Genomic DNA, 12,943 nt, shown 5'->3' with positions numbered 1-12,943 from the left:
GGTATGTTTTAAAAGTCGTAAAATTCATGTAGCAGAGCAAAAAGTTCTTGTTGCTGGGCCATCAATATTTGACCGATACTAGTGGATTTAATCAGAGTTCGCTGTTCAACATTTTCAATAACTTTCTTTAAAGAAGTCTGGGCAAAAGGTGCTTCTACTACCTTTTGGGCATTTTGGAAGGGTTGGTGGGTTACCAGTTGAAAACCGTAAGAATTATTCAGCAAAGAATATCCTGCTGTTCCAGTCTTTTCTTGATAAGCTTCACACAAACCGCCATCAATGACGAAGAGCAAGCCACCACCACGAATAGGAGATTCTCCCTTGCCTGTCTTGACTGGAGTGTGGCCGTTGACCATTCTAGACTCCTGGGAAAAGAGGCCGAATTCTTCTAAAATCAATTGACAAATTTTCTCAGAATTACGATAAGAAAAATAAGAATTTTCCACTTCCTTGTGGGTATCCTTATCCTCGATAAAATAACGTTCTAAAGTGGTCATCTTATCTTTCCCAAATAGAGGGGACAATTTACCTCTCCAACAATACCAAATTAAGTCTGTCGAAAAATCATCGCCGATTTCCTTATTCTTTGCTGCTTGGCGAATATGGTATTCAAAGAAATCCAGCAATTCTCTTCCTACATAATGCGCTTGATGAATCATAAAAGGTTGAAACTCTCCAGAAGGTTCAAGAGGAATACAGCCATGAAAGAGCAAATGTTGGTTGTAAATCTTATACATTGAACCCTTTTTCATGAGCAGGTTGATATGTTCAGCCAGCTTGAGAGATTCTTGGAAGGAAGCCAACATACTGTCAACTGCTTGCGCTTCTTCTGGACTTAATTCTGATGGATTTGTTGGATCAATAGTTTGAAAACAAGTATTAATCAAAGGATGTTTTTTATCATCGATCGTCAGACATTCTTCCCAGTAATCAATTTTATCCAAGGTAACCTGGTCCTCCATCTGGAACTCAGGGCGTCTTTTTATTAATTGACTTTCTAGCTTAAACTGTATTATGGTAAGAGCTTGATGAACCTTTTCCAACTGTAAAATTTCTTCAGAAGTGAAATCGTCTTCTCTATGTCCCAGAATAGGTCTAAACTTAGGATTGGCCTTATAGGTTCTATCCGCAAATAGTGTTAAGGCTCGAAGATTTAAGCCATACGCCTTTTCAATATCCCACAGATAACCATAGCGTGCTGCAATACGCAAGGCATTGAGCATGCAGGCTTTAGAGCCGAAAAAGCCTCCCATCCAAATAATATCGTGATTTCCCCACTGAATGTCTAAAGAATGAAAATGCAAGAGTTCATCCATGACTTGAGGACTACCAGCCCCTCTATCAAAAATATCTCCCACCACATGCAAGTGGTCAATCAATAAGCGACGGATACTTCTAGATATCCCCAGAATAAAAGGAACAGCTTCGCGTAGCTCAATAACATAAGACAGAATATTTTCGAAGTAAGTTTTTTTATCCGCTAAAGCGGTATCACTATAAACCAATTCTTCAATGATATAGGCATATTGAGGGGGCAAGGCCTTTCTTAGCTTGGAGCGACTATACTTGGCTGCTGCAAAGGTCAGCAAGCTTAACAGCTGAGGGATGGTGTCCTTATACCAGTCTCTGCTTTTATTGCCTTCTTTCAAGACAAGTTCTGGATAGGAAACCAAAGCTGATAGTCTGTTTTTATCATCTTGTGATAAAGAATCCCCGAAGCAATCCTTAATTTTTTCATTAAGAATACCAGCACAGCTTCTTAAAATATAGTCAAAAGCCTCGAATTCTCCATGAATATCACTGATGTAAAGCTCTGTCCCTTTAGGAAGGTTTAAAATTGCTTCAAGGTTGGTTAGTTCTGTAATAACCTTTTGCCGAGAGTCAAATTCTTTCAGTAAAATACGCTTATATTGCTCCATATCTGCCCTCCAACGCTCTAACCTATTTATGAAAAACAGTTAACTCTTCATTCGCTTAGTTCAGTTTTTTTAAATGCTCTTCGATCAAGAAAGCTGTCTCTTCAATTGATTTATCTGACATATTAATGATCTGAGCTCCATATTTTTTAAATACGGTTTTAGAGTAGTCCAATTCCTGATAAATTTTTTCCAGATCTGTATAGCTGGTTTCCTGGGTCAAGCCTAAAGAGTCGAGACGGTGACTACGAATTTTCGCTAATTTTTCTGGCTCACAAACAAGACCAATTAAACGGCGAGAATCAACTTTTTCCAAAACCTGAGGCAGAGGAACTTCTGGGATTAAAGGAAAATTTGAAACCTTATATCCTTTATTAGCTAAGTAAATGCTAAGAGGTGTTTTCGAAGTGCGGGAAACACCCAACAGGACTATATCTGAATCTAAAAATCCTTGTGGCGCTTTACCGTCATCATACTTGACCGCAAATTCAATAGCTGAAATTTTATTAAAGTATTCGCTATCTAAACGATGAAGAGTCCCAGGGACTTCAATCGGGTCAGTACCCGTCTTTTCCTTGATAATTTCAAAAAATGGATGCATCAAATCCAAATAGGACAGACCATGAGCCTGACTAAATTCTCTAGCCACAGAGGCTAGCTTGCCATCAACCAAGGTACTAATTACTAGGGCATCATCCTTGATAGCGTCTCGTAAAATATCTAACAGTTCCTCCTCCTTATTAATAAAAGGAAAACGATAGCTGTTATTAAAAATGATATCTGGATACTGAGCCGTAACTGCTGACAGCAACTTTTGGGAAGTCCCACCTAATGAATCTGAAACACTATAAACAATCATTTCTTTTTTCATATTTATTCCTCTTCTCTATTCACCTCAGCGCTTCGAGCTTGCTGAATAATATAATCCAACAAGGCTGACTTGGTCACGCTTCCTAAAATTTTACGCTCATTCTCCTCGTCCACTATTGGCAACGAATCTATGGCATAATCTTGAAGGAGGGCAGCAGCTTCTAAAATATTCATATTCTTGTGACATGTTTTAATATGGGGCATCCTGGTCATACAAACTGCTACAGGTGTACTATTGATATTTGAATTGAGTGAAGCCCTCAGAAGATCTTTACGCGACATAATTCCAAGGAGAAGCTTTTCTTCATCAATGACATAGAGAACATCTGCATCATACATAAAGAGAGTAATAATAGCATCCTGAATATAAGAATCATGGCTTACCAAGACCGGAGAAGTCATAATCTCTACTACTTCTTTTCGAAAAGTATCAAAAAAGAAAAGTGTTTCAAGATCAGTGCCAGAATACGTGTAACCAACTTTCGGAGTAGCCTTTAAAATTCCAACCAAGGTTAGAAAGGAAAGATCTGACCGTAATGTCGCCCGAGAAATATCCAGTAGCTCCGAAATTTTCTCACCGCTTAAAGGCTGCTGAACTTTAACAATTTCTACAATTTTCTTTTGTCGTTCGCTTAATTTCAATTAACATAAAACCTTTCTGTATTCAATAAATGATAAAAATAAATAATGGATATTCTTGGCATATTTAAATTAAAAGTTATTATATAATCATCATTTTTGTTACACATTATATCAAAAAAAATAAATATGTCAACAAAAAACCTGCATGTTTTTTATTTGACAAGTATATATGATGTATATTACAATGAATTTGTCTTTTTATATGACACATATTAAATTAATTTGGAGGCAGATATGACAAAATGGATTTATTCCTTCGAGGAAGGAAGTGCGAATGACAAAGCTCTCCTTGGCGGAAAAGGAGCCAATTTAGCAGAGATGAGCAATTTGGGATTGCCTGTTCCTCCCGGTTTTACCATTACTACAGAAAGCTGTAACAAGTTTCTCGAAAATCCTGATTTCTTTGATTCCTCTTTAAAAGATCATATTTTGAAAGCGATTACCCTTCTTGAGAGGAAAACGAATAAATCTTTTAATGGAGAGAACTCTGACTTGCTTTTAGTCTCCGTTCGTAGCGGTGCAAAATTCTCCATGCCCGGAATGATGGATACCATTTTGAATCTTGGGCTCAATGATCATCGGACACAAATATTAGCCGAACAGACTAATCCTGACTTTGCCTACAACTGTTACCGACGTCTTCTTCAAATGTTTGCAGACGTTGTATATGGTATTCCTAAAGAACTTTTTGATACTTTATTAGAAAACTTTGAAAAGAATCAGAATAAAAACCTTAAAGAATTGTCAATTGCTGAGCACCAAGACTTGGTTAAGCAATATAAAGAAATCTACCATCAAGAAAATAAGAATTTTCCAGAAAATCCGATAGACCAGCTTTACGCTGCTATTCAAGCTGTTTTTAAGTCCTGGAATAATAATCGAGCTAAAATTTACCGTGATTTAAATCATATTTCTCATGATTTGGGAACAGCTGTAAACGTTCAAGCCATGGTTTTTGGAAATAGTGATCAAAACAGTGGAACTGGAGTCTGTTTTACTAGGAACCCTGCTAGCGGTGAAGCTGTATTATTCGGTGAATTTTTACTGAATGCCCAAGGAGAAGATGTGGTCGCTGGCATACGGACTCCAGAACCTATAGCTGCATTAGAAAAAGCTCAACCCCAAGCCTATAAAGCCTTTAAGGACTACGCTAGCATTCTTGAAAACCATTATAAAGACATGCAGGACATTGAATTTACTATTGAAAAAGGGAAGCTTTATATCTTACAAACTAGAAATGGTAAACGGACTGCCAAAGCCTCATTAAAAATTGCGTTAGATTTAGTAGAGCAAGGTATTATCAGTAAAAATGATGCCCTCTTAAGAGTATCTCCTGCGTCTATTAGTCAGCTAATTCATCCTGTCTTTGAAGATGCAGGATTGGAAAAAGCTTCTTTCATAGCACAAGGTTTGCCAGCAAGTCCTGGAGCTGCTACTGGTGAAATAGTCTTTACAGCTGATCGAGCTAAAGAACTACATGATCTGGGAAGAAAAGTCATTTTAGTCAGACAGGAAACTTCTCCTGAAGATATTGAAGGAATGGTGGTCAGCCAAGCTATTGTAACCAGCCAAGGTGGTATGACCTCTCATGCAGCCGTTGTCGCTAGAGGAATGGGAACCTGCTGTGTCGCTGGCTGTGGAGAACTAAGCATTCGCGAAGAAAGCAAGACACTTTCATGTGGAGGTCTTACTCTTACTGAAGGAGATATCATTTCTGTTGATGGTAGTTCAGGTTGCATTTATAGCGGAGAAATCCCAACCGTCCTAGTTGAAAATAATCAAGATCTACAGCGTCTGCTTTCTTGGGCTGATGAAGTTGCTCATCTGAAAGTTCGAGCAAATGCTGAGACAGTCAAAGATTTGGAAACAGCTATGAAATTTGGTGCTCAAGGGGTTGGACTGGCACGTACTGAGCACATGTTTTTTGGTCAGGACCGGATCCTAGAAATGCGTCGCCTCATCCTTGCTGACAATGAGATGGAGATTCAGATGGCCCTCAAGCAGCTTTTACATTTCCAAGAAGAAGACTTCTACCATATGTTCCGAGCAGTTCAGGATAAACCAATGATTATTCGCCTTTTAGATCCACCAATGCATGAATTTCTGCCAAAGGACCCTCAGGAAATCAAGCTTTTAGCCGAAAAATTGCACAAGTCAACAGAAAAGCTGGCCCGCCAAATTGAAAACTTACAGGAAAGCAACCCTATGCTAGGACATCGGGGATGCCGTCTGGGAATTACTCAGCCAGAAATTTACAAAATGCAGGCTGAGGCTATTTTTAGAAGTGCCATTAGACTGCATCAAGAAGGACTTAAAATCAAGCCAGAAATTATGATCCCCTTGATAGCAGATAAAAAAGAACTGGACTTTGTTAAGTCTTATCTAACTGAGCATATCCAATGCCTCTTCCAAGACTATGAACAAGATCCCTTCCCATACGAAATTGGTACTATGATTGAATTGCCACGAGCTTGTCTGACTGCTGACAAGCTGGCTCAGGAAGCTGATTTCTTTAGTTTTGGGACCAACGACTTGACTCAAATGACCTATGGCTTCTCTCGAGATGATATTGGAAAATTTATTGGCCATTATAAAAAGAAGGGCATTCTCTCATCCGATCCATTCCAAAATATTGATAAGGATGGTGTTGGTGAGTTAATGAGAATTGCAATCAACAAGGCTCATCAAGTAAAACCAAATCTATCCATTGGTATTTGTGGTGAGGTTGGCGGTGATCCTGCTTCTATCTCTTTCTTCCAGGAAATCGATGTTACCTATGTTTCCTGTTCGCCATACAGGGTTCCTGCAGCTAGACTCGCCGTTGCGCAAGCTGTTCTCCAAGAAGAAAGAAGCTAAAACTCTTTATAGTTATTTAAAGAAGGCTGGGACAAAGAATTCCCAGCCTTACTTTATGATAAAAGCCATGTTTCCCTAAGCAGGATTCTTTTCACTATTCTGAAGGTTTAACCAGGCATCTCTTATCATCAAACTTCTATCTTTATATGAAAAAACTACTGACTGCGTTTTCAAATATAAAATTTTTATTTTTTTAAGACATTTTAAAATAAAAGACGTATAATGGAAAATATGAAATGAACTTGAATTCATATTTAGTATTTGCAAAGGAGTTTGAAAAACATTATGACCAACTATTCTCGTCAAAATAAGAAAACAAATAAAGATAATCAGGAAACTGGAAAAGCTGGGCGCCATATCAAAAAAGGCCTATCTGCTTTTCAGAAAACCTTAACCTTGATTGGTAGTGTTCTGGGTATTATCACAGCGACTATTACTATTATGAATGCAATGAAGTCCAATGAACAAAAGAAATCAGATACCAGTTCTTCTGCTCAAACGACTACTATTATCAAGGAAGTCGAAAAAGAGACTACTACTGCCTCCACCTCTGAGGCCACTGAGACCTCCACACAAGAGAGTTCAGTTGCAACTAGCACAGAGACCAGTTCAAGTTCTTCAAGCAACGACACTACTTCTTCTAGCCAGTCTGTGACAAGTGCTAGTAGCAGTGAGCAAGGAAGTCAACAATAAAATGAGCCAGAACATCTGTTCCAGCTCATTTTTTTATTTTCTATACATTTTAACCTGTAAATAGAGGTCATTATAAATCCCTAACCACTTTGGTCCAATTTGTTTATAGACTTCTAAGTGTTTCATCGTTTCTGCCGTTGGATAGAAAGCTTCATCATCTTGGACTTCTTTTGGTAAAAGAGCCTTGGCTTTTGGAATGGGTGTTGCATAGCCAACATAAAGCGCATTCTTGTAGGCATTTTCTGGACGCAGCATGAAGTTAATAAATTGATAAGCTGCTTTTTTATTTTTAACCGTTTTTGGAATGACAATGTTATCAAACCAAAGGTTGCTGGCTTCACTAGGAACTACGTAACGCAAGTCTTCGTTCTTCTCTAGCATCTGCCTAGCTTCTCCAGAGAAAGTTACACCAATCGCCGCATTATTTTGAATCATGTAGCCCTTCATCTCATCTGCTACAATAGCTTTGATATTTGGTGTAAGCTTGTAGAGCTTGTCCACAGCTTCCTGCAAATGATCCGCATTTTTGTCATTCAACCCATAGCCAAGAGAATTGAGACCTAAGCCCATAACCTCACGCGCTCCATCAATCAACATGATAGAGTTTTTGTATTCTGGGCGCCAAAGGTCATCCCAATGTTCTGGAGCCTTGTCAACCAATTTGCTATTATAAACAATGCCCAGGGTTCCCCAGAAATATGGAACAGAATATTGGTTCCCTGGATCAAAAGGCTGGTCTAAGAAATCTGAACCGATATTCTCCATCCCCTTGATCTGCTTGTGATCTAGCTTTTCTACCAAATTCTCTTTGATCATCTTGGCAATCATGTATTCACTAGGGATGGCAATGTCATAGGTCGTACCTCCCTGCTTGATTTTAGTGTACATTGATTCATTTGAATCAAAGGTATCGTACTGGATTTGAACTCCCGTTTCTTTGGTGAATTCTTCTAGCAATTCTGGGTCAATATAGTCACCCCAGTTATAGATGACCAGTTTATCTCCACCACTAGTTTTGGTTTGATTTTCAAGCTGAACACTAACTAGCCATAAGACAGCGACAATGGCAACAATACCGATTAGAAAGGAATAGAGTCTTTTCATGCCTGCTCCTCCTTCTCTCGTGAAATGAAGTAATAGCCAATCACCAGTAAAATACTAAAGAGAAAGACTAAAGCAGATAGGGCATTGATTTCCAAAGAAATCCCCTGACGGGCACGAGAATAAATTTCCACTGATAAGGTAGTAAACCCATTCCCCGTTACAAAGAAGGTCACTGCAAAATCATCCAAAGAGTAGGTAAACGCCATAAAATACCCTGCTATAATAGCTGGTGTCAGATAAGGCAACATGATTTCTTTCAGCATTTGTAACTGACTGGCTCCCAAGTCGTAAGCCGCCTTAATCATGTCGTCATTCATTTCTTTAAGCCTTGGCAGAATCATCAGAACAACGATTGGAATAGAGAAGGCCACGTGGCTAGCCAGAACTGAGATAAAGCCCAGCTGGAATTTCATATTTGTGAAGAGAATCAAGAAACTGGCACCAATCATTACATCTGGCGCTACCATCAAGACATTGTTGACAGAAAGGAAAGCTTCCTGGTATTTTTTCTTGGCTTGATAGATATAGATTGCTCCAAAAGTCCCAATGATTGTCGCGATTAAAGCAGAAAGAAAGGCCAGAAAGAAGGTTTGAGCCAAAATCAGCATCAAACGCTTGTCACCAAAGAGGTTCTCAAAGTGAGTCAAGCTAAAGCCGGTAAATTGATTCATATCGTCACCAGCATTGAGGGCATAACCAATCAGATAGAAGATTGGCAGATAAAGAATCAGAAAGACAAAAGCTAGATAGATACTGGATAGTTTCTTCATCGATCTCTCCTTTCTTTGGTTGCCCACATAATCAGGAGCATGGCAATAATCAGAACCACTCCGATGGTTGAACCCATCCCCCAGTTTTGCGTCGTTAGAAAGTGTTGCTCAATCGCTGTCCCTAGGGTAATAACTCGATTTCCGCCAATCAGACGAGTCAGCATGAAGAGGCTGAGACTGGGAATGAAAACTGACTGAACTCCTGAGCGCACTCCATTCATCGAAAGTGGGAATATCACGCGACGGAAAGTATCCCAACGATTGGCTCCCAAATCACGACTGGCGTTAATGAGATTTGGATCCAAATCATCCAACACATTGAAGATTGGCAAAATCATGAAGGGAAGCTCAATGTAACTAGCAACAAAAATGAAAGAAAAATCGGTAAAAAGAATTTGCTGAGGTCCAACTCCGATAAAGCTAAGGAATTGGTTGATAGAGCCATCCTGACCGAAAATTCCAATAAAGGCATAGGCCTTCAGCAAAAGATTAATCCAAGTCGGTAGGACAATCAGCATGAGCCAGAGTTGCTTGTGCTTGAGCTGAGTCAAGAAAAATGCCGTTGGATAACTGACCAATAAGGTGACCAAAGTTACAATTCCCGCGTAAAAAATCGAATTGAAACTCATTTTTAAATAGGTCAGATTCTGAGAGGCAAAATAAGTCCGGTAGTTTTCTAAGGTGAATCCTCCTTCAATATTAAAGAAGGAATTCCAGATAATCATAGCCACTGGTGCTAGTACAAAAAGCACAATCCATAAAAAATATGGAACAATAAAGAGGTTAGAGGTTGTTTTCTTCATCTCTTTCCTCCTCGATTGCGTTAATCAGACCAGCTTCTTGTTCTTCAATTTCAACATATTCTTCGATACGAGCATCAAATTCTTCTTCTGTTTCATTGAGACGCATAATATGGATATCTTCTGGTTCAAACTGAAGACCAATGACTTCACCGACAATGGCTTTGCGGGTCGAGTGAATCATCCATTCATTTCCCAGTTCGTCATAGGCGATGATTTCATAGTGGACTCCACGGAAAAGCTGAGTATCAACCTTAACCTGTAGTTTTCCTTCCTCTGGCAGAGTGATGCGCAGATCTTCTGGTCGAATAACAACTTCAACCGACTCATTAGGACGCATACCACCGTCCACCGCTTCAAAGCGTTTGCCATTGAACTCAACCAAATAGTCCTCAATCATCTTACCAGGAAGGATATTAGACTCTCCAATGAAAGTTGCAACAAAATGATTAATCGGCTCATCATAGATATCAACCGGTGTACCAGACTGGACAATCTCTCCGTCATTCATGACAAAGATCCAATCGCTCATTGCTAGAGCTTCTTCCTGGTCGTGAGTAACAAAGACAAAGGTAATGCCTAGGCGCTGTTGCAACTCACGAAGTTCATACTGCATGTCCGTCCGCAATTTCAAATCAAGAGCTGATAGTGGTTCATCTAAGAGGACCACTCGAGGTTCATTAATGATCGCTCGAGCAATGGCTACCCGTTGTCGCTGACCACCTGATAATTTTCGAATAGAACGGCGATCAAAACCTTCCAGCTGAACCATTTTCAACACTTCTTTGACACGACGTTCAATTTCCTTCTTCTCAACCTTACGCAAACGTAGCGGAAAGGCCACGTTTTCAAAGACATTCATATGTGGAAAAAGGGCATAAGACTGAAAGACAGTGTGTACATCACGTTTATTGGTAGGTACATCATTGATCCGTACCCCATCCAAAAAGACATCTCCTGTAGAGGCATCTAGGAGGCCTGCGATAATATTTAAAATAGTAGATTTACCAGACCCTGAAGCCCCCAGAAGAGTATAAAATTTTCCTTCTTCTAGCTCAAAGTTAATGTCTTTTAAAACAACAGTATTGTTATCCTCAAAAACCTTAGAAACATTTTTGAATTCGATAATTGGTTTTTTCAATTCACATAAATTCCTTCTTTTTCATGTATTAACAGATTGAGGCTCTGTCAAGCCGCTACTGCTTCTCGAGGGCAACTAGTGCCCTGCATACTTGCGATATCGATAGGCGTCACCCCCTCAACTAAAACGTAGCGGTCAGAAAAAAGCAGAAAGTCGTTCATTACTAGACAACGACTAACCTTCTTATCTAACATTTCAATCTCAGTAAAATTTTACTGTAAAGTCTCTCCAATAATCCGGACTTCACGCTCCAACCTTATACCAGATTCATTTTCAACAGTTTGAATCACGTGAGCAATCAAATCTTCATAGTTCTGAGCATTTCCATCTGCAATATTGACCATAAAACCAGCGTGTTTGGTTGAAACCTCAACGCCACCAATCCGATGTCCCTTGAGACCAGCTTCACTAATCAACTGGCCAGCAAAATGGCCTAAAGGACGTTTAAAGACCGAACCACACGATGGATATTCTAGCGGTTGCTTAAGTTCACGCAGGTGTGTCAGACGTTTCATTTCCTGCTGGATGGCTGTGTAATTTCCTGGAGAAAGGGCGAATTTAGCAGAAATGACAATATCACCCGTTTCCTGAATTACCGAAGAGCGATAGCCAAACTTCATTTCCTCTGCTGAAATCGTCTTGATTTCTCCTTCTGGAGTCAGGACCTTACAAGATACTAGGACATGAGCGATTTCGCCACCATAGGCGCCAGCATTCATGAAGACAGCTCCACCTACACTTCCTGGAATTCCACATGCAAACTCAAAACCTGTCAAGCTATGATGCAAGGCCACATGAGTCGTGTCGATTAATTTAGCCCCGGCTTCGGCTTCAATCGTATAGCCGTTTACCATAATGGTATGTAACTGGTCAAACATAATCACAAAGCCACGAATACCACCATCACGAACAATGATATTACTAGCATTCCCCAGAACCATCCATGGAATCTGCTCTCTATTAGCAAACTTGACCAGTCGAACTAATTCGTATCGGTTACGAGGAAAAGCTAAATAATCAGCCGGACCACCAACTTTTGTGTAAGTGTATTTCTTCAGTGGTTCATCAAAACGGATATCAATTCCCGCTAATTCCGACTTTAATAATTCTATATTCACCATGATTTCTCTTTCTTATCACAAATTGATTCTATTATATCAAAATTAATCGGCATTTTCGATAAAAATACAAAAAAACTGGTCTCAGCCAGTTTTCTTTTATAATTTCCGAGTGACATACTTCAAGGTATGATTACCTAAAGCATTGTGTACCATAGAGTAGGCACCAATTCCTGTAAAGAGATAGAGCAATCCAAGGTTAAGCCAGTAGGTATAATGAACTTCTCCACCAGATAAGAGATAATTTGTGAAATAAGAGAAAGCTGTAAAGACATCCGTACCTACTTCTCTTGAAACTAATAAAGCCCAGTCAAGCTGGTGAACAAATAAAATCATCACAAGCATAAAGAAAATACTGATACCAATTCCAAGTTTAGATAATTTCTTTCCTAAAAGTTCATAACCCTTAATGGTACAAACCCCCATAACCAAACCAGATACAAAAGAGACATAACCCAATTGAGCAATTCCCAATGTAACTGCTCCACCGATCAAACATCCAACAAAGGCTCCGACGATTCCGCCAATCACATTTTCATTTTGCTGATCATAGCTTTGATTCTCAATTGCAAGATTAGAGCTCAACTGTTGGAAGCTATCAGCCGATAAAATCAACAAGTTTGTTCCTACTTGGTAAACTGCTGTTGGCTCTGCTTCTCCAGTGTGCTCACAAACATTGATTAACCCATGCTCTTTTAAGAAGGTGACACTAGATTCCAAACATTCAGCAATTGTTTCTTTGGTTCTACCCTTAGTCATTCCGCCTTTAACAGTAACAACAAGCTTGTAACGCGTAAGCTGAGCATTTGTCATACCCTTAGTGGATTTTTTCAATTCTTTCAGATCTTCCGCAATGGAAAGTGCTTCATCACCTTTAACTGAAAAACAAATTCGGTAGATTTTTTCACCAGCATCTTCAATAAAAAGAGTGTACCCATCTTTCTGACCGAAAATAATTTTCGTATCTTCATCGTACTCAAGTCCTAGCTGGCTAGCAAGATCCTGCCATTCAAGTTTATCCATTCGTGTAAAA

At 39.4% G+C, this 12,943-nt stretch carries 12 protein-coding genes; 2 read left to right on the top strand and 10 right to left on the bottom strand.

Annotation, left to right across the window (positions count from 1 at the left end; genetic code table 11):
* Positions 1–8: 8 nt before the first annotated feature.
* Genes HMPREF3108_RS00510 through HMPREF3108_RS00500 form a run of 3 tightly spaced genes read right to left on the bottom strand, consistent with a single transcriptional unit; the run spans position 9 to position 3,428 of the window.
* Positions 9–1,919: a fructose-bisphosphatase class III gene (locus tag HMPREF3108_RS00510; protein ID WP_061593612.1), complete on the bottom strand. Its 1,911-nt coding sequence runs from the start codon at positions 1,917–1,919 to the stop codon at positions 9–11.
* Positions 1,920–1,974: 55 nt separating this feature from the next.
* Positions 1,975–2,787 carry a pyruvate, water dikinase regulatory protein gene (locus tag HMPREF3108_RS00505; protein WP_048778590.1) on the bottom strand — a complete coding sequence of 271 codons (813 nt, stop codon included), beginning with the start codon at positions 2,785–2,787 and terminating at the stop codon, positions 1,975–1,977.
* 2 nt (positions 2,788–2,789) lie between these two features.
* Positions 2,790–3,428: a CBS domain-containing protein gene (locus HMPREF3108_RS00500; RefSeq protein ID WP_048778587.1), complete on the bottom strand. Its 639-nt coding sequence runs from the start codon at positions 3,426–3,428 to the stop codon at positions 2,790–2,792.
* Positions 3,429–3,662: 234 nt separating this feature from the next.
* Between HMPREF3108_RS00500 and ppdK the strand changes: the two genes are divergently transcribed.
* Both ppdK and HMPREF3108_RS00490 read left to right on the top strand, forming a co-directional pair.
* Positions 3,663–6,284, top strand: coding sequence for a pyruvate, phosphate dikinase (gene ppdK / locus HMPREF3108_RS00495; protein ID WP_048778585.1), 2,622 nt, complete (start codon positions 3,663–3,665; stop codon positions 6,282–6,284).
* Positions 6,285–6,569: 285 nt separating this feature from the next.
* The gene (locus HMPREF3108_RS00490; RefSeq protein ID WP_048778583.1) at positions 6,570–6,977 is read left to right on the top strand and encodes a DUF6556 family protein; all 408 of its coding nucleotides are present in this window, start codon (positions 6,570–6,572) and stop codon (positions 6,975–6,977) included.
* 33 nt (positions 6,978–7,010) lie between these two features.
* Here HMPREF3108_RS00490 and HMPREF3108_RS00485 read toward each other — a convergent pair whose 3' ends face one another.
* The 7 genes from HMPREF3108_RS00485 to HMPREF3108_RS00460 form a co-directional block, all read right to left on the bottom strand.
* Positions 7,011–8,081 (bottom strand): ABC transporter substrate-binding protein, encoded by a 1,071-nt coding sequence (locus HMPREF3108_RS00485; protein ID WP_046165813.1) that lies wholly within the window; start codon positions 8,079–8,081, stop codon positions 7,011–7,013.
* Positions 8,078–8,851, bottom strand: a complete 774-nt coding sequence (locus tag HMPREF3108_RS00480) for an ABC transporter permease (protein ID WP_008808976.1) — start codon at positions 8,849–8,851, stop codon at positions 8,078–8,080. The genes HMPREF3108_RS00485 and HMPREF3108_RS00480 overlap by 4 nt, the downstream gene beginning before the upstream one ends.
* Positions 8,848–9,654, bottom strand: a complete 807-nt coding sequence (locus HMPREF3108_RS00475) for an ABC transporter permease (protein ID WP_012000265.1) — start codon at positions 9,652–9,654, stop codon at positions 8,848–8,850. The genes HMPREF3108_RS00480 and HMPREF3108_RS00475 overlap by 4 nt, the downstream gene beginning before the upstream one ends.
* Positions 9,635–10,792 (bottom strand): ABC transporter ATP-binding protein, encoded by a 1,158-nt coding sequence (locus HMPREF3108_RS00470; protein WP_045502205.1) that lies wholly within the window; start codon positions 10,790–10,792, stop codon positions 9,635–9,637. The genes HMPREF3108_RS00475 and HMPREF3108_RS00470 overlap by 20 nt, the downstream gene beginning before the upstream one ends.
* Before the next feature lie 47 nt (positions 10,793–10,839).
* Positions 10,840–10,986 carry a hypothetical protein gene (locus HMPREF3108_RS10775; protein WP_155718594.1) on the bottom strand — a complete coding sequence of 49 codons (147 nt, stop codon included), beginning with the start codon at positions 10,984–10,986 and terminating at the stop codon, positions 10,840–10,842.
* An 18-nt stretch (positions 10,987–11,004) separates the two neighbouring features.
* A complete protein-coding gene (murB, locus tag HMPREF3108_RS00465) occupies positions 11,005–11,913 on the bottom strand; it encodes a UDP-N-acetylmuramate dehydrogenase (protein WP_045502202.1) in 909 nt (302 codons plus the stop codon).
* Between the two features lie 96 nt (positions 11,914–12,009).
* Entirely contained in the window at positions 12,010–12,933 is a 924-nt protein-coding gene (locus HMPREF3108_RS00460; protein WP_070492860.1) for a hypothetical protein, read from the bottom strand.
* Between the last annotated feature and the right edge of the window lie 10 nt (positions 12,934–12,943).

The organism is Streptococcus sp. HMSC10A01 (genome assembly GCF_001807785.1).
In the GTDB taxonomy this organism is placed as follows: Bacteria; Bacillota; Bacilli; order Lactobacillales; family Streptococcaceae; genus Streptococcus; species Streptococcus gordonii.
The sequence above is the reverse complement of the archived record's forward strand: the minus strand, read 5'-3'. Positions and strand labels throughout refer to the sequence as shown.